This window comes from Streptomyces sp. TRM70350 (assembly GCF_019219825.1).
Taxonomy (GTDB): domain Bacteria; phylum Actinomycetota; class Actinomycetes; order Streptomycetales; family Streptomycetaceae; genus Streptomyces.
Map to the genome: position 1 here is coordinate 1 of NZ_JAHUXH010000046.1, position 20,746 is coordinate 20,746.

Annotated in this window: 24 protein-coding genes and 2 pseudogenes; 14 read left to right on the forward strand and 12 right to left on the reverse strand. The window is 65.7% G+C overall.

Features of this window, described 5'->3' with window-relative positions:
• The coding region (locus KWI83_RS35440) for a hypothetical protein (protein ID WP_218518481.1) at window positions 1-220 on the forward strand (220 nt) is incomplete at its 5' end.
• 130 nt (window positions 221-350) lie between these two features.
• Here KWI83_RS35440 and KWI83_RS35445 read toward each other — a convergent pair.
• From KWI83_RS35445 to KWI83_RS35465, 5 genes are all read right to left on the reverse strand, one after another.
• Complete coding sequence (locus KWI83_RS35445; protein WP_218518482.1) at window positions 351-641, reverse strand: hypothetical protein; 291 nt, start codon at window positions 639-641, stop codon at window positions 351-353.
• A gap of 98 nt (window positions 642-739) precedes the next feature.
• Window positions 740-1,045 carry a hypothetical protein gene (locus KWI83_RS35450; protein WP_218518483.1) on the reverse strand — a complete coding sequence of 102 codons (306 nt, stop codon included), beginning with the start codon at window positions 1,043-1,045 and terminating at the stop codon, window positions 740-742.
• 271 nt (window positions 1,046-1,316) lie between these two features.
• Window positions 1,317-1,823, reverse strand: a complete 507-nt coding sequence (locus KWI83_RS35455) for an ATP-binding protein (RefSeq protein WP_218518484.1) — start codon at window positions 1,821-1,823, stop codon at window positions 1,317-1,319.
• Between the two features lie 59 nt (window positions 1,824-1,882).
• Complete coding sequence (locus KWI83_RS35460) at window positions 1,883-2,209, reverse strand: hypothetical protein (protein ID WP_218518485.1); 327 nt, start codon at window positions 2,207-2,209, stop codon at window positions 1,883-1,885.
• A complete protein-coding gene (locus tag KWI83_RS35465; RefSeq protein ID WP_218518486.1) occupies window positions 2,206-2,529 on the reverse strand; it encodes a recombinase family protein in 324 nt (107 codons plus the stop codon). Before KWI83_RS35465 ends, KWI83_RS35460 begins: the two co-directional genes overlap by 4 nt.
• A 219-nt stretch (window positions 2,530-2,748) precedes the next feature.
• Here KWI83_RS35465 and KWI83_RS35470 point away from each other — a divergent pair, with 219 nt between their 5' ends.
• The 6 genes from KWI83_RS35470 (at window position 2,749) to KWI83_RS35495 (ending at window position 8,555) form a co-directional block, all read left to right on the forward strand.
• Window positions 2,749-3,915: a helix-turn-helix transcriptional regulator gene (locus tag KWI83_RS35470; RefSeq protein ID WP_218518487.1), complete on the forward strand. Its 1,167-nt coding sequence runs from the start codon at window positions 2,749-2,751 to the stop codon at window positions 3,913-3,915.
• 20 nt (window positions 3,916-3,935) lie between these two features.
• Window positions 3,936-4,664: a 5-formyltetrahydrofolate cyclo-ligase gene (locus tag KWI83_RS35475; RefSeq protein WP_218518488.1), complete on the forward strand. Its 729-nt coding sequence runs from the start codon at window positions 3,936-3,938 to the stop codon at window positions 4,662-4,664.
• A 501-nt stretch (window positions 4,665-5,165) separates the two neighbouring features.
• Window positions 5,166-6,254, forward strand: coding sequence for a ComEC/Rec2 family competence protein (locus KWI83_RS35480; protein ID WP_218518489.1), 1,089 nt, complete (start codon window positions 5,166-5,168; stop codon window positions 6,252-6,254).
• 2 nt (window positions 6,255-6,256) lie between these two features.
• Window positions 6,257-7,012 carry a hypothetical protein gene (locus KWI83_RS35485; RefSeq protein ID WP_218518490.1) on the forward strand — a complete coding sequence of 252 codons (756 nt, stop codon included), beginning with the start codon at window positions 6,257-6,259 and terminating at the stop codon, window positions 7,010-7,012.
• A gap of 39 nt (window positions 7,013-7,051) precedes the next feature.
• Window positions 7,052-8,029 carry a ComEC/Rec2 family competence protein gene (locus KWI83_RS35490; protein WP_218518491.1) on the forward strand — a complete coding sequence of 326 codons (978 nt, stop codon included), beginning with the start codon at window positions 7,052-7,054 and terminating at the stop codon, window positions 8,027-8,029.
• A gap of 133 nt (window positions 8,030-8,162) precedes the next feature.
• Window positions 8,163-8,555 carry a hypothetical protein gene (locus tag KWI83_RS35495; RefSeq protein ID WP_218518492.1) on the forward strand — a complete coding sequence of 131 codons (393 nt, stop codon included), beginning with the start codon at window positions 8,163-8,165 and terminating at the stop codon, window positions 8,553-8,555.
• A 96-nt stretch (window positions 8,556-8,651) separates the two neighbouring features.
• Here KWI83_RS35495 and KWI83_RS35500 read toward each other — a convergent pair whose 3' ends face one another.
• The 3 genes from KWI83_RS35500 to KWI83_RS35510 all read right to left on the reverse strand — a co-directional run bounded on the left by KWI83_RS35500 (window position 8,652) and on the right by KWI83_RS35510 (window position 10,641).
• A complete protein-coding gene (locus KWI83_RS35500) occupies window positions 8,652-9,101 on the reverse strand; it encodes a helix-turn-helix domain-containing protein (protein ID WP_218518493.1) in 450 nt (149 codons plus the stop codon).
• 106 nt (window positions 9,102-9,207) lie between these two features.
• Window positions 9,208-9,963 carry a F510_1955 family glycosylhydrolase gene (locus KWI83_RS35505; protein WP_308122363.1) on the reverse strand — a complete coding sequence of 252 codons (756 nt, stop codon included), beginning with the start codon at window positions 9,961-9,963 and terminating at the stop codon, window positions 9,208-9,210.
• A gap of 453 nt (window positions 9,964-10,416) precedes the next feature.
• Window positions 10,417-10,641 (reverse strand): hypothetical protein, encoded by a 225-nt coding sequence (locus KWI83_RS35510; RefSeq protein WP_218518495.1) that lies wholly within the window; start codon window positions 10,639-10,641, stop codon window positions 10,417-10,419.
• A gap of 447 nt (window positions 10,642-11,088) precedes the next feature.
• Here KWI83_RS35510 and KWI83_RS35515 point away from each other — a divergent pair, with 447 nt between their 5' ends.
• The 6 genes from KWI83_RS35515 to KWI83_RS35540 all read left to right on the forward strand — a co-directional run bounded on the left by KWI83_RS35515 (window position 11,089) and on the right by KWI83_RS35540 (window position 15,174).
• Window positions 11,089-11,340: an SHOCT domain-containing protein gene (locus KWI83_RS35515; protein ID WP_256363268.1), complete on the forward strand. Its 252-nt coding sequence runs from the start codon at window positions 11,089-11,091 to the stop codon at window positions 11,338-11,340.
• A 246-nt stretch (window positions 11,341-11,586) separates the two neighbouring features.
• Complete coding sequence (locus tag KWI83_RS35520; protein WP_218518496.1) at window positions 11,587-12,009, forward strand: hypothetical protein; 423 nt, start codon at window positions 11,587-11,589, stop codon at window positions 12,007-12,009.
• Between the two features lie 117 nt (window positions 12,010-12,126).
• On the forward strand, window positions 12,127-13,317 hold the full coding sequence (locus KWI83_RS35525; protein ID WP_218518497.1) for a sulfite exporter TauE/SafE family protein: 1,191 nt from the start codon (window positions 12,127-12,129) through the stop codon (window positions 13,315-13,317).
• On the forward strand, window positions 13,314-13,571 hold the full coding sequence (locus tag KWI83_RS35530) for a cation transporter (protein WP_256363269.1): 258 nt from the start codon (window positions 13,314-13,316) through the stop codon (window positions 13,569-13,571). Before KWI83_RS35525 ends, KWI83_RS35530 begins: the two co-directional genes overlap by 4 nt.
• Before the next feature lie 135 nt (window positions 13,572-13,706).
• Window positions 13,707-14,351, forward strand: a complete 645-nt coding sequence (locus KWI83_RS35535; RefSeq protein ID WP_308122364.1) for a methyltransferase domain-containing protein — start codon at window positions 13,707-13,709, stop codon at window positions 14,349-14,351.
• A gap of 169 nt (window positions 14,352-14,520) precedes the next feature.
• Window positions 14,521-15,174, forward strand: a complete 654-nt coding sequence (locus KWI83_RS35540) for a DUF1326 domain-containing protein (protein WP_218518498.1) — start codon at window positions 14,521-14,523, stop codon at window positions 15,172-15,174.
• Between the two features lie 19 nt (window positions 15,175-15,193).
• Here the strand turns inward: KWI83_RS35540 and KWI83_RS35545 are convergent.
• The 3 genes and pseudogenes from KWI83_RS35545 to KWI83_RS35555 form a co-directional block, all read right to left on the reverse strand.
• Window positions 15,194-16,015: pseudogene (locus KWI83_RS35545) on the reverse strand (DUF2182 domain-containing protein).
• A gap of 177 nt (window positions 16,016-16,192) precedes the next feature.
• Window positions 16,193-18,397, reverse strand: coding sequence for a cation-translocating P-type ATPase (locus tag KWI83_RS35550; protein WP_218518499.1), 2,205 nt, complete (start codon window positions 18,395-18,397; stop codon window positions 16,193-16,195).
• A gap of 20 nt (window positions 18,398-18,417) precedes the next feature.
• Window positions 18,418-19,125: a tRNA-dependent cyclodipeptide synthase gene (locus KWI83_RS35555; protein ID WP_218518500.1), complete on the reverse strand. Its 708-nt coding sequence runs from the start codon at window positions 19,123-19,125 to the stop codon at window positions 18,418-18,420.
• Between the two features lie 77 nt (window positions 19,126-19,202).
• On the opposite strand from KWI83_RS35555, the gene KWI83_RS35560 reads away from it, so the two are divergent.
• Window positions 19,203-19,622: a heavy metal-responsive transcriptional regulator gene (locus KWI83_RS35560; protein WP_218518501.1), complete on the forward strand. Its 420-nt coding sequence runs from the start codon at window positions 19,203-19,205 to the stop codon at window positions 19,620-19,622.
• 707 nt (window positions 19,623-20,329) lie between these two features.
• On the opposite strand, the pseudogene KWI83_RS39535 reads toward KWI83_RS35560, so the two are convergent.
• A pseudogene (locus KWI83_RS39535) lies at window positions 20,330-20,631 on the reverse strand (N-acetylmuramoyl-L-alanine amidase); the annotation flags it as partial.
• Between the last annotated feature and the right edge of the window lie 115 nt (window positions 20,632-20,746).

The following is a 20,746-nucleotide window of genomic DNA, read 5'->3' on the forward strand; positions in this document are numbered from 1 at the left end:
GGAGATCCGCCTGGCCCTGGAGCACTGGATCGAGAGGACCAAGTCCGACCCGTCCGTGCTGCAGAAGGCCGAAGCCATCCGTGCCGAGATCGAGCGTGAAGCGCAGACTCGGCGCAACGCCATCGCTGCGATATTCGGCCCCGATGGCGAACCCACGGGCGAAGAGAAGGATTCCGGACCTTCCCGTCCGGCCACTCGTCGAGGCAAGTCTGACGAGTAGTACGTCGCTACACCCTTGAGCGAAAGCTCGGGATAGCACACAGGCGGGACCTCCTGGAGGCGACAGACGTCGCTTTCAGGGGCTCCCGCCCTATCTTATACACCAGGTACTTCAGTCTCAGATCGTAGTGTTATTTGGTACCGACGGTCTGATCGCGACTGTGATCCTCAGCCAACAAGGCGTCGAGGGACCGTCTGAAATCATCTTTCCAGCCGGTGTCTTGACCTCCGTGCGCAATCGTGGCTAGCTCACCTATGAACTCGCTTAGAAGAACGGCAGCGTCGTTCTCTGCACCCACCCAGGATACGAATAGCGATACCAGCCCCTTTAGATGGTCCAGGGTCTTAGGGTCGGAGGTATTGTCGGCGAGTGCAATAATGTCTTTCGCGAAACGGATTTGGTCATTGCTGGATATATTCATACTGTTTAGCATAGCGATTTAATGGCTTAATGAAAAGAGAGCCGTTTTGCGTCATGCTCAGGACGGAGTTCTTTATAGTCCTACTCGGGACTTACGACTCAGTGGCCGGGGCCGCTGTACTGGCCGCGATCGGTGCCGTTGTCGTTCGGACCGTGGCCGGAACCGTAGTGGTCGTGGTTGTCGGAGTCGAGGAAGTTCATCTCGCTCCGGTCGCCGTCGCCGATGAGGGTCTCGCCTTCGCGACGTCCCTCCCCGAACGAGACCGTGATCTCGTTGCCGTCGGCGTCACCGCCACCCATCGGAACGCTCCAGCCGCCCCGCTCGCTGAAGTGCGTGAGACCAGCGGCCTTGGCCTTCCGGCCACAGCCCTTGCACGAACAGGTGCGATCGAACCTGTGACCCATCGGGTCACCTCCTTCTCGCATGTTCCCATGCGAGGTAGGAACGTTACTCGATATACGAGTAAAGTCGGGTATTGCGCCCGACCTGCACCTATTTATGACACATCTTGATCATTTTGCAAAGACGTAAAATAAACAACATTCATCATTAACGGAGGTCGAATAAGTACCCCGCCTCAACATTGAGGCGGGGTACTGGCCAGCTGGCAACGTCCTACTCATCAGGGATCATCGATCTGAGCTCCTGTAGGCCAGCCATAACCCGCCGCAGTAGCTACGGATCACGCTGTATAAAAATCGGGACTCGCGGTTCAGGCACCGGCTTCCGTCGGCGCTTCGTCAATGGCGGTGCTGGCGGTTGGGAGCTGGTTGGTCGGAGTGAGAGTTCAGCCCAAACCACCTTTCCGTTCGCCACTGGATACGAGCCCCACTTGCCTGCAAGCTCGGCAACCAGCCATAGACCGCGACCAGATTCAGCATCGATCCCTGCCTCGCTCTCTTCTGGCAGGTGCGAATCTACGTCCCAGACTTCAACCACAACGCATTCGTCCAGCCCAACCAACCGCACCGTGACGCATTTCAGTTCGTCCAGCTCGGTCCATTTGGGGCGCGGCGTCGTGACACCGGTTGCTTTTATCGCGTTAGTCACCAGTTCAGATACGACGATGAGCGCGTCGTCCACAATGGACGACGCGCCCCAGGTGTCGAGTGTCAGCTTGGCGAAAGCACGTGAACAGCTCACCGCGGTAAGTACTGCCGCAAGATCAAGGCGGTTAGACATGCGGACGCGAGGCCGCTGCGCTCCCGTCGTTTGTCGGCTGCTACCGCCGATTGGAGATGTCACGGGCGATCACTCAGCTCGTAGACTTCGGCGTCGGTGTCGATCTCCAGGCGCGTCAGCATGGCCTCTTGCAGCAGTCGTTGCGGTGACAGGTGGCGCAGCGACGGCAGGATCAGGTGCTGTGTCTTGGTGCGCTGCAATGCTTCGACCATCTCGTTGAACACCGCCTGGGAACCGTTGTCGTGCTCGCAGAAGATGGTGGCGAGCTGGAGCCCCTGCGCGCCGGCGAACCGGGCGATGCGCCGTTCCATCGCGTAGAGCTGCTCGTCGGTGGCGTCGCAGAACACACGCATGTAGGCGAATGCTGAATCTGGCAGGTGGTTCACTGCTGCCGCCCCTGAACTACCCAGAGACGAGCGCCGGTTTCCTGCTCGATGTGTTGGCGCATGGCTTCCTGGAGCCCCGGCAGCCGAGCGAAGTGCCAGAGCGACGGCACCAGGACGTCCTTGACGTCGTACTGCTTCAGCGCTTCGAGCATGGCGTAGAACGCAGATTCGGAACACCGGATGTTCTCCGTGAACACCTGATCGAGCGCGAAGCCCTCGCGCGTGGCATAGTCGGCGAGCTCCCCCTTGATACGCCGAGCTTCGTCATCCTCAATGTCGCTGCCGACGACGCGCATATAGCCGTAGATTGCTGGTCGCATTGGATTCCCTCCGGCGTCTGGAATCCGGTCCGGCGGCGGGTTCTACCCCTCCGTCACCGGACCGGCATACGAGCCAGAAAAGCCGTTTGACCTGGGGAAACCCAGCGCGTACGAGGGGTAGAACTGCCGCAAAAAAGAGGCGTTGACCAGCCCGACCTGGGCAAATAGCCCCCGCCTGGCTATGGTTGGGCGCACCCCGAACTGTGGGAGGCACGGCACATGGCGAGCAAGCGCATACGGCTCGCGCAGCGTCGCAAGTCGGCGGGCTACAGCCAGGAAAAGCTCGCCGAGCGCCTGGGCGTCGAGCGTTCGACGGTAGTGCGCTGGGAGACGGCCGAAAGCGTGCCGCAGCCATGGATGCGGCCCAAGTTAGCTGCGGCGCTCAAGGTGACGGCCGACGAGTTGCAGGCGCTCCTCGACGACGTGACGGTCATTCAGGCTCGGCCCAGCGAGCGCATGAGCTACGTCCTCGAACGCCCTGCGTCGGTCGACCTGGTGGCGGTTGCCCACCTCCACGAGCGCATCCGCCAGCTCGACGAGCAGTACGACAAGGCACCCTCGACGGCGCTCATCGGGCCCGCCGGCCAGGTCCACAGTCAGGTGAAGCTGCTTCGCGAAAGCGCCGCCAACCCCCGAGTGCGTAAGGCACTGTTCGAGGTTGAGGCCGAGTCAGCAACGTTCATGGGGCAGTTGGTCTGGGACGTCAGCCAGCGCCGCGACCATGGCGCCTCGATCGCGTATCTCGACCAGGCCGTAGCCGCGGCCCGGCAGGCTCGTGACCCCTGCGCCGAGGCGTATGCGACGCTCCGCAAGAGCTTCGTCGCGTTGTACGGCGAGAAGGATCCCCATAGAGGGCTGTCGTTGGCTGCACAGGCGGCCGAAGTAGCGATGCTGGTCAGTCCGTCGCTCGCCGGGCTGAGCTTGCTGCACGTGGCCGAGGGGTACGCCATGACGGGCAACCTGACCTCGTGCGAGGACGCCCTACGTCGAGCCGAGGCGCAGTTCGACCGGGTCAGCGTCGACGACGTCGCGGCCGAGTACTACACGGTCAACGAGTTCAGTCGCCTGTCGGGGTCCTGCTATCTGTTCCTTGATCTCCCCGAGCGGGCCGAGCCGATCCTGCGCGCGACGGCCAGGGCGCTCGCAGCGAAGAAGAAGAGCCAGGCGATCGCGCTGGGCAACCTCACCTTGTCGCAGATCCGCCAACGCAAGCTCGACGAGGCAGCGGACACCCTGCACCGCACGATCGACGCCGTTGAGCTGACGCGCGGAGGCGGCGGGCTTAACCTGGCGTTTGCCGCTGGTCGTGAGCTTCGCGAGTGGCGGCACGAACCATGGGTGCAGGACGTCAACGATCGCCTGCTCGCCCTCATGGCGGCGATCTAGAACGGGTACGGGTGGGACGCGTGGGGAACATCGACCAGGCCAAGGAAGCCGTCCGCGACCGGGTGTGGCGCCTATTGGAACGCGAGGGCGCCGTACCGGAAGGCTCGTACGGCAAGATCCCCGGGTTCTACGGAGCCGGCGCGACCGCCGAGCGCCTGGCCGAGCTGGATGTGTGGCAGCAAGCCCGGACGGTCAAGGCGAACCCCGACTGGGCCCAACTACCCGTCCGCATCCGCGCGCTTCAGGACGGCAAGCTGCTGTACATGGCCGTGCCGAGGATGGCGAGTCTCCAGCCGTTCTACTTGCTGGACCCAGCGACGCTCGAGCTCCCCGTCGAGCAGGCAGCCGAGAAGAAGGGCGCCGAGCAGGTCGCCCGTCGTATCGGCGTCGAGGATATGCGACCGATCGACGTCGTGATCTGCGGCAGCGTCGCGGTCAACCGTTCCGGCGCGCGCATCGGCAAGGGTGCCGGGTACTCCGACCTAGAGGTCGCGCTCCTGATCGAGGCGGGGTTGGTGACCGACGAAACGGTCATCGTGGCGCCCGTCCACCAGCTCCAGGTGGTCGACGAGGAGATCCCCGAGACCGAGCACGACTTCAGCGTGGACCTGATCGTGACACCGGACGATGTGATTCGGTGCCCCAACCGGCGCCGGCCACGGGGGCTGGTCTGGAACGACTTGACGGCGGAGAAGATCGAGGCGATTCCGGTGCTGGCTGCGCAAGTGAAGATGCGGAGCGTTGAGTAGGCCACCAGTTGGTCGCGACGGTCCGGTCTCAGGCGTGAGCAGCTAGTCAGAGGGCCACTACCAACTCATGTTGGTAGTGGCCCTCTGACACGTGTTGTGTCTCGATCTCGTTCAATCTCGCCTTGAAGTGTTCGACTGATTTCTATACGCCACTTGCAGCAGCAACCCCGTGGACGTCGACCTCAGCCTTCCAATGCATGCGGCAACGAAGCCATCACCGAACGTGATCGAAGCTCGTCCGGGTCTGGAGTTTCCTATGTGTGACATGGCGTTCGCATGACACCAGGGGCGCACAACTGGTGGTCACGAAAGATCGAGAATGATCACTTTCAGTCAGTCAAGACGGTGGTCTACTCCTTTTGTGGGCTTGTAGTTTGACGGAGCGTAATTAGATCTTGAAGTAGTCAGCTACTGTGTGTTGCCTGTTAGGCGAAGGCCCGCAAGTCCTGCCGCCCGACTCTTGTGCGATCCGCCCAGCGGGGCCATGGCTGAAGGAAGATCATGGGCTACGAGATAGATTTCCTCCCCGTCGGGGAGGAGTCGAGCGGTGGCGATGCCATCGCTCTTCGTTACGGCAACCTCCACGGTCCACGCGAAGAGCAGACCGTGATCGTGATCGACGGCGGCTACCTCGACGATGGCGAAGCGCTCGTCGAGCACATCCGCAAGTACTACGGAACCGGGATCGTGGATCTTGTGGTTTCAACCCACCCGGACAGGGACCACATCAACGGGCTGCGGGTCGTCCTGGAGCAGATGACCGTCAAGAAGCTTCTCATGCACCTGCCTTGGAGCCATTCCGCGGACATGGCGCGAGCCAAGATGATCCTCTCCCTCAACGCGCGGGCGCTGCGTACGGAGTTGAGAGACTCACTTCAGGGCGCAACCGACATTGAAGAAGTCGCCAAGGCGCAGGGTGTCCCCATCGAGGAACCGTTCCTTGACTGGACGAGTGACGACGGCGTCCTGCGCATTCTCGGTCCCACCGAGGACTACTACCGGGAGTTGTTGGCTGAGATCGTCGAGCCCGATTCTGCACAGGAGGCCAAGAAGAGCTGGGAAGCGACCATCCGGCATCTGCTCGCCAGAATGGTGCCGGAGACACTCTGGACCGAGACGCTAGGCGAGGATGGTGAGACATCCGCCAAGAACAACACCAGCGCCATCTGCCTCCTGGAAGTGGACGGCCGGAAGCTGTTGTTCACCGGAGATGCTGGCATTCCCGCTCTCGGACAAGCGCTCGACGTTCTCGAAGATGAGAGCTTCCAGCCCGGGAGCCTTGACTTCGTGCAGGTTCCTCACCATGGCAGCCGCCGCAACGTCAGTCCATCACTACTCGACCGCCTGCTCGGTACCAAGGGAGAGACGACCGTCCTCGGGGAGGCGTTCGTGTCCGCGCCGAAGAAGAACGAGAAGAACAAGCACCCAGCAAAGAAAACCACGAACGCCTTCCATCGACGGGGTTACCCGGTCTACGCCACACAAGGTCGGACGATTCATCACTCCTATGACGCTCCCAGCCGAGCCGGATACGTCCCAATCACGGCGCTACCACTGCATCCGCAAGTAGAGGAAGGCGGGGACGCATAGCCGTGCTGTGGCTCGACGACTACGAACGCCGGGCGCGGCTTGCGCCTGGCCTGCTCGCGCTGCTTCCAGTCAGCCTTGCGCTGGCAGTCCTCGGTCTCAGCAAGGCTCCGATTGTTGTATCGGTTCTCACCGCGCTCTCACTGGCCGGCGGTCCGATCGTCCTGGCTGAACTGGTGCGTCACCAGGGGCGGAAGGTTCAAGAATCACTCTGGGCATCATGGGGCGGCTCCCCGACCGTCCAGAAGCTCCGTCTACGGCAAGAGGGCCAGAACTCACTACAGCGGGAGACTTGGCGGAAGGCCGTGGCATCTGTAACGGGGATCGAGCTTTCCTCGGCCCGTAGCGAGCGGGCGAACCCCGGGAAGGCCGATGAGGCGATCGAGGTTGCCATAGGGCAGATCCGCAGCCTCACCCGAGATGAAGCAAAGTTCCCTCTCGTACGCGCCGAGAACCGAAGCTACGGCTTTCATCGAAATCTCTATGGCATCCGTTGGACCGGACGGAGCGCTGCACTCCTGGTGGTGCTCGGCGTCTTGGCGTACATGCTGTGGCTTGCGAACGTCGACCATCAGCCTGCGCTAACGCTCGCGAATTCTCTCGCCCTTCTTGCCACCGTCGTCTGTCTCGCTATCTGGTGGGTCCTTCCCTCGCCCGTGCGGATGAAGAATGCAGCGGAGAGGTATGCCTACGAGCTGCTACAAGCAGCGGTTGTCCTTGCTGCCGAGAAGGCCGAGTCCAGATCAGGTTCGCAAGAGTAGTCTCGCCCAACTTCCGAAAGGCTGGTTTGACTTTCGATGATGAAAATCCATTTTCTCAATGTCGGGCACGGGGACTGCACGATCGTCGAGTTTCCGTCAGGCCGGTTGATGATGATTGATATCAACAACTCGAAGAGCCTTCCTGAGGCAGACGAAGAAGCGCTGGCGGAAAGCAAGGGCATGTCGCTATACGACTTCCGCTACCGTCGCTCGCAGCTGGTTAAGGGCGAGTTTCGAACATGGGAGGACTACTACAAATCTCTCCTGGTCGATCCAGCGGACTATTTCGCGGAGCATTTTTCAGGCAAGAGAGTCTTCCGCTACATTCAGACCCACCCTGACATGGATCACATGAGTGGCCTGCATCGATTCTTTTGGCAGGACAAGATTGGCCTCGAAAACTTCTGGGACGTCGATCATGATAAGCATCTAGAGGAGTCGGATTTTGAACACAGCAAATTTTCGTACCTTGATTGGTTGGTGTACAAATGCCTAGGCTCGGGCATGGGACCTGACGACGGCAAGCACAAGGTGCTGAAGAATCTTAGAGGAGCTACGGCGCAATATTGGGCCGACGACGGAATTGAAGTACTGTCGCCGACGCAAGACCTTATCGATCTCTGCGCCGCGAGTGAGAGCTACAACAACTGCTCCTACGTTATCAAAATGACATATGCAGGTCGTACGGTTATCCTGCCGGGCGACGCGGAGGCGGCGGCTTGGAAGTCTATCCTCGACAAGCCTGGGGAGGATGCTATTGCGTGCGACATCCTAAAAGCTTCGCATCACGGGCGTGAGTCGGGTTACCACGAGGATGCTGTCGATGCCATGTCCCCAGAGGTAGTGATTTGCTCAGTCGGCAAGAAGCCGAGTACTGATGCTTCTGACGAATACAAGAGCCACGGTGCCGAGGTTCTCTCGACGCGATACCACGGGACTATCACAGTTACCATCTGGGGTGACGGTGATGTATGGGTAAACAACCATAAGGGCGAACGTATCTATACGATCGATTGAGTTGTGACACTGCGCCGCACGACTTAGTCCAGCAATCTCATAGGTCTGCGTCGGCACTGCAGAGGGGTTGCACTCTACCGGAAACGGCGCGCGGATGGCATCCTACTTCTTCCTGTAAAGGAAGGGGTAGTGGATGGCGCAGCGGCCGGATGCCACAGCACGGAAGTTTGCTCGATTTGTGAAAGAAGCAGCCATCAGGAAGGGGTTCGCGGTCGGCTCATCATCAGGGGATGGCAAAGCCAAGCTGGCCGCAGCCTCAGGTATGTCGGAAGCAGATATATCCAAGATCCTCGCGGGCGACTACGAGGTACCAACTGACTTGCTCAAGCCCCTGGCTACGGCCATTGGCGAGAAGCAGAAAGATCTACTCCGAGCGGCTGGAATATTGGAGGACAAACCTGCCCAGCAGAGTCCTCCGCTGACCGCACAGCTGGCCGCTCAGCACTTGGGCATCAAGTCGCCGAAGAACGTCGAGGCTTTCGAGACCATCGTTGCTGCCCTGCTGCAAGCCGAGAAGCACCGCTGACCTGGTGAAGTACCAGCGCAAAGGCTACGATCCACCTCGAAGCGCCCGGCTTCCCCCCGTGGCCGGGCGCTTCTGTGGCGCAAGTACGCCGCCTGCCTACCGCGCAACCGGCGCCCTCATCTGTACCCCGGCTCGCTTCAGTGCCTTCCAGACCGTGCTGCCGCTGATACCGAACTTCTTCCCGATCTGGTTGGTGCTGAGTCCCTGCTCGTAAAGCTCTTTGGCCTGCTCCACCCTGGTCGGTGTCATCTTGACCACTGGGCGTTTGGCGACACCTGCGCGTTCCAGTTGACGATCCACCGTGTGGCGGTGAACGCCGTACTTACGGGCGAGCGACAGCTCAGTGGCGCCCCGACGGTACGCCTCAACCAGCTCGGTCACCTCGTCGGCCGACAGCATCCGGCACTCGCGGACTTCTGTTGCTACCGCAGGGTCCGGCATCACCGGCTCCACCTGCGGGGGCGCCCATCCCCCGCCGTCTTCCACCACCTTGAAGAGTCGCGCCAGGGGCCGACTGGGGTTCGAAAGCGAGTCACGAAGGCGCACCACAAAATTGCAGGTCAGCGCACTGAAGGCCTTCCAGGGAACCTCTTTGGAAGGCCTTCAGATGCGCAATGGGAACGCCCTGGGAACATCCTCGTCGGGCCGACGGTCAGTCGGTGGTGTGGGTGACCGGCAGGCGTTGGGTGAAGGTCTTGCCGCCGTCGCGGGATTCGTAGACGCCGTCCTGGGTTGCGATGAGGACTCGGTTGGCGTCGACGGCGGTCAGGGCCTGGGGCTGCCCGCCGGGGACAGTGGCGGTCTTCTTCCACGTGGCGCCGCCGTCGGTGCTGTGGTGCAGCGCGCCGGTGGGGTCGATGCCGTACAGCCCGTCCGGCTTGGTCCACGAGAGGTAGGCCATCACCGGCTCGGCGCCGCGGCTGAAGCTCTTGCCACCGTTTGTGCTCTTGGCGATGCCGTTTTGGGTGGTGGCCAGCACGATATCCGGATCGTTGGGGCTGACGGCGATGTCGAGGGCGGCGAGTTCGGCGCGCTCGTCCCAGGTCTTGCCGTCCTTGCTGACGCGCAGGAGGCCGCCGGTGCTGTCGTAGCCGTAGACGGTGTTGTGGGCGTAGTCCAGGGCGTGGAAGTCGACTTCGCCGCCGAGGGAGAGGGTCTTCCAGGTCTTGCCTGCGTCGGTGCTCTTGATCAGGCCGCGGTTGGCGTGGTCGCCGCTGCCTTCGGCGGGGTGACCACTGCCGAGGAACGTCTTGGGGCCGGCGACGGTGAAGCCCATGTAGTCGGCGGTGTCGCTGACCCGCTGGGAGGAGCCGTCGTCCGCCACGGCGATGACGCCCTGGTGCGTGGCGACGTACAGCTGCCCGTCCGCGGGGTCGACGCCGAGCCCATGGATATGACTGAGGGCCATTCCCTCGGAAGGAGAAGTCTCCGAGCCTGTGGTGCCGACGGAACCGCCTGTGCAGGCGGTCAGAACGGTCGCGAGCAGAGCAGCGGCAGCTGCGGCGGAGCGGGGACGGAGGGCCATCGGAGTCCTTTGTGACGGTGCTGGTGTTGAGCGCGGCTGCGCATTGCCGCGTGAAGCCGGGGCCGCCAGGCCGAGGCGGTGCGCATGGGGCCGACGGGTCACGATCTGGTGATATCCGGTCCCTGGTCGGGAGCGGCAACGGGGGCGGCCTGGCCGGGGCCTGCTCGCGCAGCAGGAGCAGTTCCTCGCGGGCGCGGCGGATCTCCTCGTCGACGCTCTCCTTGGTGCGCTCGGGCGCCGCTGTGCAGCCGTTGTGGCTGCGCATCGGGCGGATGCAGCACACGTACGTGAGGGCTGCGGCGAGCGCGATCGCGGCGAGGGGAATCCAGGTGCCGGTCATGCCGGGGAGCCCTTGTGGAGGCCAGTCTTCGTGGTCTGCTCCTCGCGAAGGGCTTCGACCTCCTTGCGTAGCTGCGCCAGCTCCTGCTCCTGCTCGGCGGTGGGGGCGGTGTGCGGCGGCTGATCGGCATCGGAGCGCCGGGAGCGCCTCATGAACCACATCATCAGCCCCATGCCGACGGGGCAGGCGAGGGCGGGAAGTACGTACAGCACCTGGTCCATGTCGGGTCTCCTCTGGTTCTGGTCAGCGATCGGACGGCACGGCGGGGGCGATGGCCGGGACGGGACAACGCCGGGGTGGCGGTCCGACTCCCGCCCCGGCTCGGTTCGGCTCAGCGAACTTTCTCCATGGACAGTCCGCAGCAGCAGGTCGGATTGCGGTCCCCGCCATGACCCGGCGCCGCGCCCTTGGTCACGGTGATCTCACAGCCGCACTCAGCGTCCGGACAGCGGTACACCTCGCCTTCGACCAATGCCATGAGGTGACCTCCCTTCTCGGTTCGCGCCTACGCCGACGACGCTAGAACCTTCACCCAAGGGCAAGGTCAAGAAAACCGAGGGCGCGGCAGCTGTCCCGGTCAGAAGGTCGACGTGCCCAGCAGCTACGACTGGCCGGAGGGTAGACCCCGCACCCGGTCCCAGCGCTACCGTGAAAGGGGTGAGACCACCATGTGCGGCTGGTTGAACGGCATGATGAGCGGGATGGGCGCCTGGATGGCCCTGTGGGGCCTGGTCGGGCTCGTCCTCCTGGCACTCTTCATCGTCGGACTGGTCTGGCTGATCCGCTCTCTGACCCGAGATGCGGCGAGCAAGCCCGCCAACGTCGAGACACCGCAGGACATCTTGCGACGTCGCTACGCCGCTGGCGAGATCGACGAGGAGGAGTACCTGCGCCGACTCTCCGGGGTCTGCCAGAGATGATCACCTTCCCCACCCCGGAGTACGGCAGCGTCCTGTGAGACGTCCCGTGAGGTGTCCGGCCGGGCTGACCGCCAGCCGGGGAAGCGCATCCAGCGAGTGACGTTCGGATTCTGCGCCTGGGCGCGCCTACGGACACCGGCACCAGTCAGCCCCGAGACCACGGTTGCAAGAGCGCGCAGTGACGGCTGGCGGACCGCCGGTCGCGTTCCTCATGAGTCTTGACGGCGGTGGCTTAGCATGGCGGGCATGTCGCGACGCGTGCCGCACGCGCTCCGGGTGTTGTCCGGGGCGCTTTTGGTGTGCGCGCTCGTGCTCTGCCTGTCCGGGCTGGCCCGTCCCGCGATGACCATGCCAGGCCAGATGGGGATGACGCCTCCCGCCCTGGCTGGTGAGCGTGCGTCCGGGCAGATGTCGGCCGATGCCGCCGGGCTTGCCGCAGGGCCGATGGCCGAGTCGCCGGACCGTAGTGCGCAGTGCCCGATGGCCGAGCAGCGGTGCACCGCTTCGAAGGCCGTCCTCGCCCAGGACGGGCCAGCGGCCCCGGCGCTCACTGCTCTGCCGCAGCCCATCGCCGCCTGCTCTCCCATGGCGACGATGGCGCAGCCCAACGCGCCCCCTCCGTCGCTGCCCCCTCCTGATCTGCACCGTTTGTGTGTGTCGCGGACGTGACAGTTCGTGCCCGTGAGTCTTGCCTCGCGGGACGCCGACTTGTCTCACGTCCGCCTCGGCACGCCCACAAGCCATTCCGCATGGCGTGCCGTCGTACCCGAACAGGAGTCACGACGCATGCCGTCGTCCATCACCTTGCTCATCACCGGTGTCAGCACCGGTCTGCTCGCCGGTGGCACCTCGTGCGCCGCCGTTCAAGGGGGCCTGTTGGCCGGTGCGGTCACCCGCCGCGCCCCCGCCCCGGCGTCCGCTCCCGCCACTTCCCATGCCTCCAAGCCATCCGCGAAGCGACCGTCCACCGCGAGCGGTGCGGGGGCGGCAGCCAGGCGCGGGGCCTCTGCCGCGTCTTTGGAACTCACCGCCAAGAACCTGGCCCCGATCGGCGCGTTCCTCGCCGGAAAGTTGCTCTCCCACACCCTCCTCGGAGCCCTTCTCGGGGTCTTCGGTGATGCACTGCAGCCCAGCCCTCGTACGCAGGCAGTGCTGCTGCTGGCCGCTGGGCTGCTCATGGTGCTGTTCGCGCTGGACCTGTTCGGCGTGAAGGCAGTGGCCCGGCTGGTGCCCCGGCCGCCGGCCTCGTTCGGCCGACTGCTGCGACGCAGCGCCAAAACCGACTCGGTCGCCACCCCGGCCCTGATCGGATTCGCCACCGTACTGGTGCCCTGCGGGGTGACGCTGTCGATGGAGCTGGTCGCGATCACCTCCGGATCCGCAGTGGCCGGAGCCGCGGTGATGGCCGGGTTCGTGCTCGGCACCGCGCCAGTGTTCGCCGCGCTCGGCTACCTCTTCCGCCGTGGCAGCCAGGCGCTGTCGGGCCGACTGGCCGCGCTCACCGGTGTGGTGGTGCTGACGGTCGCCGTCTGGACGATGGCCTCCGCTCTGCAGGCCGGCGGCTGGGTCCCGTTCAACACCCCCGACAAGCAGCAGCCTGCTGCGAGTGGACCGTTCATCGTCGAAGGCGATGAAGGGAGCGGCTCCGGCGGCGGTGGCGAGACGGCGGGGGCCGATGTCCCGGTCCGTATGGACGCCACCGGGAAGCAGATCGTCACTCTGACTGTGACCGACTTCTACGTCCCCACGCAGTTCACCGCGAAGGCCGGCGTCCCGACCACGCTGGTGCTGCACGGCAAGGACTCCGGCGGCTGCGCCCGCGCCTTCACCATCCCCGAACTCGGGGTCCAGGAGATCGTCAAGCGCAACGGCGACACCAAGGTCGACCTGGGGACCCGCAAGCCCGGCACCCTCCGCTTCTCCTGCGCCATGGGGATGCAGACCGGCGCCATCACCTTCCAGGGAGACACCAAATGAGGCTCTTCAACCGCAAGAAGGACACCGACGTCGGTGAGCAGGTGGTGCTGCTCGTCGAGGGCATGCACTGCTCAAGCTGCGGTCTGCTCATCGACGACGAGCTGGAAGACATCCCCGGCGTCCGATTCGCTGCCACCGACGTGAAGACCGGACGTACCACGGTCCGCCTGGAGGAAGGCGCTCACGTGGACACGGCCGCACTCGTCGCGGCGGTGCAGCAGGCGGGCGACTACACGGCCCGACCGGCCGCCTGACCAGAAACCGCCCATGAGAGTGGAGGAGGAGGTTTCGGCGGTGCGGCCCCGGCCGGGAAGTCCTCCCGGCCGGGGCCGCACCTCGGGGGCCGACCGTGACGTGCGGGGGAAGCCGACAGCGGAGAGGATGACACCGTGCCCGAGCCGAAAAACAACGAGCGGCTGCGCCGATACTGGGACAAGCACGCCCGCTCCTACGACCGGCAGATGCGGTTCCTCGACCGCCGCCTGTTCGGCGAGAGCCGTAGCTGGGTCTGCTCGCAGGCCACTGGCGACGTCCTGGAGGTCGCCATCGGCACTGGACTGAACCTTCCCTTCTACCCTCCGGGCGTCCGGCTGACCGGTATCGAGTGGAGCCCGCAGATGCTGGCCATCGCCCGACGCCGCGCCGAGGAACTCGGCCGTACCGCAGACCTGCGCGAGGCCGACGCCCAGGCCCTGCCGTTCCCCGACGCCGCCTTCGACACCGTGGTGTGCACCCTGTCCCTGTGCGCGATCCCCGACGACCAGCGCGCCGTCGCCGAGATGAGCCGCGTACTCAAGCCCGGCGGCCGGCTCCTGCTGCTGGACCACATCGCGAGCTCCGCCTGGCCCGTCCGTGCGATCCAGCGGATCTTCGAAGTCGTCACCGTCCCGCTCGGCGGGGAGCACTTCGTGCGCCGACCGCTGCGGCGCGTCCAGGAGGAAGGACTGGAGATCGAGCGGCGGGACCGGTTCAAGCTTGGCATCGTCGAACGGCTCGCTGCCCGGAAACCTGCCCGCGCATCGGCCGACAGGTGACGGTTGAGCCGAACTGGCCGGGGCGCGGGGGCCGCTCTCCTCGCAGGAGCTTCCGCTTCCACATCAGCGAGGCGCATGCTGGAGGTGAGACCGCACCGCCACCGGGACCGCGGGGTGCGGGCAGCCTCGCAACGCTCTTACGTAGGTGGGGGATGAGGAGGCTCGCGAAATGACCGAGCAGACCACCAGTCCGCCTTGGCATGTGGTCGGTGACTGGTTCGATACCTGCAAGTGCGCCATACCGTGCCCCTGCACGTTTGCCCAGCCCCCGACCGAGGGCGATTGCGAGGGTGTGCTCGCCTGGCACATACGCGAGGGACGGTATGGGGATGTCCGGCTCGACGGTCTGAATGTCCTGATGCTCGGGTCCTTCACCGGCAACGTCTGGGAGGGCACCCACACGGACGCGTACGCCGCCGTCTTCGTCGACGAGCGCGCCGACGATCAGCAGCGCGCCGCGCTCGGCGCGATCTTCGTCGGGGAGGCGGGCGGCTGGCCACAGCAGTTCAGCGAGGTCTTCAGCCCGGAGATGCGCGGGATGGACGTCGCGCCCATCACCGTCGAGATTGACGACGGCCTAGGGGCATGCAGCGCCGAAATCCCCGGCCGGGTCACCGCACGCGCCGAGGCCCTCACCGGTCCCACCACTCCGGAGGGCGCGCGGGTGCAGGTCCACAACGCCCCCGGTGCCGAGGTCGGCCCGGGCCAGATCGCCACCTGGGGTCGCGCCACCACCGATCAAGCCGACGCCTTCGGCTTCAGCTGGAACCGCAGCGGCAAGTCCAGCAAGCACTTCCCCTTCGACTGGAGCGGTCCCGACTGACAGCAGGCGCTCAGTGCGTTCAGTGCGTCATCGGGTTCGCCGGCGGCTCGGACATCTGAAGGCCGGGCAGCAACCAGTCCTGGAACGGCGCCAGAACGCCCAGTACCAGGAGGTCACACCAACCGCCCAGGTGAACAACGGGCCGCGTCGCCACAGTTTCTCCAGGAAGATGACTGCCGCCAGACCGGCCATGGCTGCCACATTCATCACGCCGAGCGGTACGAGTACGATCATCAGGCCCCAGCAGCAGCCCACACAGTAGAGCCCGTGGTGGGCGCCCACGCGCAGGTCGCGGGCCCACGGTCGGAAGTGCGCGTACTGCATCAGGTGCGAGAGCGGGTTGCGACAGTGCAGCAGACAGACGCGCTTCAGCGGCCCGAACTGGTACAGCCCCGCGAGCAGGAACGCGGCCGCGCCCAGCCAACGACCTGCCTCGGGGTTGCGGTCCACCAGCCACCCGGTCGCTGCCAGTACTCCGTAGGCGAAGAGACCGAACACCGTCCAGGCGAGTAGGTAGCCCCCGGCGAACTGGGCGATCCGGGCGGCGCGGGCCGTACCGGCCGACTGCCGGCCGATCGCCCGTGCCCAGGTGATGGCCACTGGTGCCACCGACGGGAACATCATCGCCACCATCATGGTCACCCACAGCAGCAGGAAGAGCGGCAGTGCCAGACCCATCGTTCCCGGCTCCATGCTCGTGTCGCGGGCCTGGGCAACGGTGAGAACCCATGCCGGCGCGGCGAGCAGGGCCATCAGAATCCATGCAAATGGCAAGGTCACGCCGCAGCAGGAGGACTCCGGGCTGTGTCGGCGTCGGGGCGACGATACGGATGTGCAGCATGGCGCTCCTCCCAGGGCCCGGTCTGCCGTGGCCATCGGGCGCTGCACCACCGGGGCCCGGTGGCATCGACTGTGGCCAGCCACGGGGAGTGACAAACACGGGAGTGACAAATCGGACCCGACTCCTCCAGCAGATCACATACGTGCTGGAGGAGTCGGGTCCGGGCTTGTGTGGATATCAGCGGTTCAGGGTCTGGAAGCGGCGCAGCCGCAGGCTGTTGGAGACGACGAACACCGAGGAGAACGCCATCGCCCCGCCCGCGACCATCGGGTTGAGCAGGCCGAGCGCGGCGAGCGGCAGCGCGGCGACGTTGTAGGCGAAGGCCCAGAACAGGTTCGCCTTGATCGTGCGAAGGGTACGGCGGGCCAGCCGGATCGCGTCCGCCGCCGCCCGCAGGTCACCCCGTACCAGGGTCAGATCCGACGCCGCGATGGCCGCATCCGTGCCGGTCCCCATGGCCAGGCCGAGGTCGGCCTGGGCGAGGGCGGCCGCGTCGTTGACGCCGTCGCCGACCATCGCCACCACCCGGCATGCCTGCTGGAGGCGCTGGACCTCGGCGACCTTGTCCTCGGGGTGGACCTCGGCGATGACCCTCTTGATGCCGACCTCGGCCGCGACCGCCCGGGCAGCCGCCGCGTTGTCGCCGGTCAGCAGGACCGGGGTGAGCCCGAGCCGCTTGAGGTCGGCGACCGCCTCGGCGCTTGTCGGCTTGACGGTGTCGGCGACCACCAGCGCGCCGCGCACCCGCTCGTCCCAGGCGGCGAAGACGACCGTACGCCCCTCGGCCTCGGCCTCCTTCCGTGCGCGGCCGAGTTCCTCGGGCAGCACCAAGCCGTGTTCCTCCAGCCACGCGGCCCGCCCCGCACGGACCGTACGGCCCTCGACCTGCCCGGTCACGCCCCGCCCCTGGGTGTTGGCGAAGCCGGTCACCGCCGGCAGCGAACCGAGCCGCTCGCGTGCGGCGTTGGCGATGGCGGTGGCGATCGGGTGCTCGCTGGCCTCCTCCAGGCCACCGGCCAAACGCAGAACCCGGGTCGTGTCCTCCCCATCGGCCGGTATGACGCCGACCAGGCGCATCTTGCCCTCGGTGACCGTGCCGGTCTTGTCGAGTACGACGGTGTCGATCCGCCGGGTCGACTCCAGGACCTCCGGGCCGCGGATCAGGAGCCCGAGCTGGGCCCCGCGTCCGGTGCCGACCATGAGCGCGGTCGGTGTGGCCAGGCCGAGCGCGCACGGGCAGGCGATGATCACCACGGCGATGGCCGCTGTGAGCGCGGTCGCCGCGGCGGCTCCGGTCAGTATCCACACGCCGAACGTGCCTACGGCGAGGGCGATGACGACCGGGACGAAGACCGCCGAGATCCGGTCGGCCAGGCGCTGTACCTCGGCCTTGCCGGTCTGCGCCCGCTCCACCAGTGCGGCGATCTGCGCCAGCTTGGTGTCGGAGCCGACCCGTGTCGCGCGGACGACGAGCCGGCCGTGGCTGTTGAGGGTGGCGCCGGTGACCGGCGAGCCGGGCTCGACCTCGACCGGCACGCTCTCCCCGGTCAGCAGCGACTCGTCCACCGCCGAGGCGCCCTCAAGGACCTCCCCGTCCGTGGCGATCTTCTCCCCGGGCCGCACCACGAACAGGTCCCCGACCACCAACTCCTCAACGGGGATGCGCACTTCGGCACCATCGCGCAGTACGGCGACGTCCTTGGCGCCGAGATCCATCAGCGCCCGGATCGCCTCGCCGGCCCGCCGCTTGGCCCGGGCCTCGAAGAACCGGCCGGCCAGCAGGAACGCCGTCAGCACGACGGCGACCTCCAGATACAGGTGCTTCCCGCCCACGGCCAGGGCGCCCGCGCTCCACAGGTAGGCGGCCAGCACGCCCAGCGAGACCAGAGTGTCCATGGTCGCCGAGCCGTGCCGCAGATTCACCGCCGCCGCCCGGTGGAACGGCCACGCGCCCCACGCCACCACCGGCGTGGCCAGAGCCAGTGCAACCCACTCCCACCCGGCGAAGTGCAACGCGGAGATCATCGATATGACCACCACGGGCAGTCCGAGCAGCGCCGAGACGATCAGACGGCGCCGCAGCCCGGCGACATGCTCCTGCTCGGCATCGACGGCCTCGGCCTCCTCCGCCTGCGGCACGCGGATCCCGGACACCTCGGCGCCGTAGCCGATGGCCTCGACGGCGGCGATCAGCTCCGCCACCTCGACCGCCGGGTCCTCGCGGGTGACGTGCGCGGTCGCGGCCGCCAGGTTCACCGTGGCGCTCACCCCCGGCAGCTTGCCAAGCCTCCGCTCGACCCGCGCCACGCATGAGGCGCAGGTCATCCCGGTGATCATCAGCTCTATGGGGCGGCCGGTGCCGGTGTCGGTCGTGGTGGTCATCGTGGAGGTCCCTTTCCCCTTCATTCTCGGCCCGCCGGTGTGACCACGGCGAAGCCCTGCCCGGCGGCCGGCCGCCAGCTCAGCTCGCCGGCGTACAAGCGGCGCAGCACGTCGGGCGGCTGGTGGTAGCAGAAGACCGATATTCCGACGCCAGCGATGGATGGAGTGTCGAGGAACAGCGGCAGCTCGGCCAGGAAGTAACGCACGGCCCGCTCGATCTGCTCCTCGTCCGGACGTTGCCCGCGCGGCAGCTTCCCGGACAACACCCAGCCGGAGGCCTCCCGGCACAGGGCCCGAAAGTCCAGATCATCGGCGTACCGCTTCAGTCCTTGCTCGTGGAGCTGGGCGAAGGCCGCGTTGCCCTCCAGCTCGGGCCAGCCCAGGACCCGCGCCCCGGGATCGGCCACCCCGAGCGACCGCAGCGCCGTGGCGATCTTGTTACGGGTGTACTGGCCCTGCCTGCGCGCCTTCCACGCGGCCCTCCCCGGTGCGTACCCCAACGCCTCGAAGGTGAAGGCACTGGGCGCGTCCGGCACGAAGAAGTCCACCCGCTCGAAGCGTCCCAGCCCCCACGCCGCCAGCTCGCGAATCCGCTTGGTGGAGAAGTAGCTGTTGAACGGGCTGATCCCGAAGCAGGCATGCTCGCCCTGCTCCACCACGGCCGCGCACACGTCGCTCAACGGCTCCACCGCCATCGGCGGACAGTCGTCCCCTTGATCCGTCGTCATGCCCGCACCGTAGAACCTTGCCCATAGGGCAAGGTCAAGGTGACACTGGAGACACGTCCCACGAACGGAGACCCGGCATGCTCACCGTCGGCCGCATCGCCGCCCAGAGCGGACTCAGCCCCAAGGCCGTCCGCCTCTACGAGGCCAACGGACTCATCGACCCGCCCGAACGCACGGCCGCCGGGTACCGGACCTACACCGCCACCGCGTTGCCCGCGCTGCGCTTCATCCGCCAGGCCCAGGCCCTCGGCCTGAGCCTGAAAGAGATCAAGCGCATCCTCGACCTCCAGCGCCACGGCCAGCAGCCCTGCGGCCTCGTCATCAACCTCCTCGACGAACACCTCGCCCAGGTCGACCGGCGCATCGCCGACCTCCAGGCTCTGAAGAAGACCCTCCAGGGCGCCCGCCACGTCGCGGACCAGGCCGCCGGGCGCGGCGAGCCCGGCGTGATCTGCCCGATCATCGAATCCACCGCCATCGCAGCCGAAGACACATGACCCCGCTCTGCGCGCCGCGCCTCTGAGCGACACGTGAATTCAGGATTCCCTGTGCCTTGGTGGTGTGCCGTTGCCTCGGAGGTCGAAGTGCTCGCGCGCTTCGGCCGCCAAGGGAGCGAGCCTGCCGTCCCCCCAAAGCGGCTGGGAACCTGATGGGAACAGCAAGACAATGAAGGCCCGCGAAGGATCGTGAAAGATCACTCCCCCGTCTTCCCCCATCAGGCCGCTGACCTGCGAAAACGGCGAAACATCAAGCCGGATCAGGCAAGACGAGTGAGCTTGTGATCATGCTCCTGAAGCGGGTGTCGCAGGTTCGAATCCTGCCGGGGGCACCACAAAATTGCAGGTCAGCGCACTAAGGGTCTTCCAGGGAACCACGCCGGAAGACCTTTGGGTGCGCAATGGGAACATCCTGGGAACATTGAACTGCACATTAGTCGCACTTCGGACATTCTTTAACGATCTGATGGAAAGCCCCCGTCGCTACGGCCAGACGAGCCTCAGTGTCGGCGACGGCTGGGAGAGACCGCCGACACCTGGTCGATGCGGGAGCGTCGATCGTTGGCCTGATGGTGGATACCCGCGTCATTGCTCATTCCGCGTGGCAAGGTTGTTCACGCAACGGAGAAGGAACGGCCGCAGACCTTCGGGGGCTGCTGCCGCTCGTTGCTTACTCCCGCTGCGTCGCTGCGTGGGTGCTCGGTCGGCTACTTGAGGTACACCAGTCCGTCCGTGGTGATCGTCGGGCGGCCGCTGGTGCCAACCACGACGATCTTGACCGTTGCTTGGCGCTCGTGCTCCAGGTCTTGGTCCAGATCGCGTCGCGGTACCTGGTGGCGGAAGACTTCAGGTCCACGGTGGCCAATTTGGTGCCATCGACGTACACGTACGCCTGGCCGGAGGTGGAGGCGCGGGAGACAACCCAGGCGGCCGAGCGGCCGGTGAAGGTCCAGGTCAGGCTGGCGATCTTCGAGGAGCTGGAGGAGGACTTGCCGCCCAGGTGGGGGGAGGCCATCGGCACTGCACGCATCGCGCGCCGGCGTACTGCCGTTACCTTGCTTGGCCCGCTCCCTGTGTTCGCTCTGGACGAATCGGCGTTGTGGGGCGTCGTCAGCCGCCTGAGG

Excerpts from the sequence above, each read along its gene's own strand:
- KWI83_RS35445 (WP_218518482.1), bottom strand. The coding sequence starts at position 641 with ATGAATATATCCAGCAATGACCAAATCCGTTTCGCGAAAGACATTATT.
- KWI83_RS35450 (WP_218518483.1), bottom strand. The coding sequence starts at position 1,045 with ATGGGTCACAGGTTCGATCGCACCTGTTCGTGCAAGGGCTGTGGCCGG.
- KWI83_RS35455 (WP_218518484.1), bottom strand. The coding sequence starts at position 1,823 with ATGTCTAACCGCCTTGATCTTGCGGCAGTACTTACCGCGGTGAGCTGT.
- KWI83_RS35465 (WP_218518486.1), bottom strand. The coding sequence starts at position 2,529 with ATGCGACCAGCAATCTACGGCTATATGCGCGTCGTCGGCAGCGACATT.
- KWI83_RS35470 (WP_218518487.1), top strand. The coding sequence starts at position 2,749 with ATGGCGAGCAAGCGCATACGGCTCGCGCAGCGTCGCAAGTCGGCGGGC.
- KWI83_RS35480 (WP_218518489.1), top strand. The coding sequence starts at position 5,166 with ATGGGCTACGAGATAGATTTCCTCCCCGTCGGGGAGGAGTCGAGCGGT.
- KWI83_RS35490 (WP_218518491.1), top strand. The coding sequence starts at position 7,052 with ATGAAAATCCATTTTCTCAATGTCGGGCACGGGGACTGCACGATCGTC.
- KWI83_RS35495 (WP_218518492.1), top strand. The coding sequence starts at position 8,163 with ATGGCGCAGCGGCCGGATGCCACAGCACGGAAGTTTGCTCGATTTGTG.
- KWI83_RS35505 (WP_308122363.1), bottom strand. The coding sequence starts at position 9,963 with ATGGCCCTCAGTCATATCCATGGGCTCGGCGTCGACCCCGCGGACGGG.
- KWI83_RS35510 (WP_218518495.1), bottom strand. The coding sequence starts at position 10,641 with ATGGACCAGGTGCTGTACGTACTTCCCGCCCTCGCCTGCCCCGTCGGC.
- KWI83_RS35515 (WP_256363268.1), top strand. The coding sequence starts at position 11,089 with ATGTGCGGCTGGTTGAACGGCATGATGAGCGGGATGGGCGCCTGGATG.
- KWI83_RS35520 (WP_218518496.1), top strand. The coding sequence starts at position 11,587 with ATGTCGCGACGCGTGCCGCACGCGCTCCGGGTGTTGTCCGGGGCGCTT.
- KWI83_RS35525 (WP_218518497.1), top strand. The coding sequence starts at position 12,127 with ATGCCGTCGTCCATCACCTTGCTCATCACCGGTGTCAGCACCGGTCTG.
- KWI83_RS35530 (WP_256363269.1), top strand. The coding sequence starts at position 13,314 with ATGAGGCTCTTCAACCGCAAGAAGGACACCGACGTCGGTGAGCAGGTG.
- KWI83_RS35540 (WP_218518498.1), top strand. The coding sequence starts at position 14,521 with ATGACCGAGCAGACCACCAGTCCGCCTTGGCATGTGGTCGGTGACTGG.
- KWI83_RS35550 (WP_218518499.1), bottom strand. The coding sequence starts at position 18,397 with ATGACCACCACGACCGACACCGGCACCGGCCGCCCCATAGAGCTGATG.
- KWI83_RS35555 (WP_218518500.1), bottom strand. The coding sequence starts at position 19,125 with ATGACGACGGATCAAGGGGACGACTGTCCGCCGATGGCGGTGGAGCCG.
- KWI83_RS35560 (WP_218518501.1), top strand. The coding sequence starts at position 19,203 with ATGCTCACCGTCGGCCGCATCGCCGCCCAGAGCGGACTCAGCCCCAAG.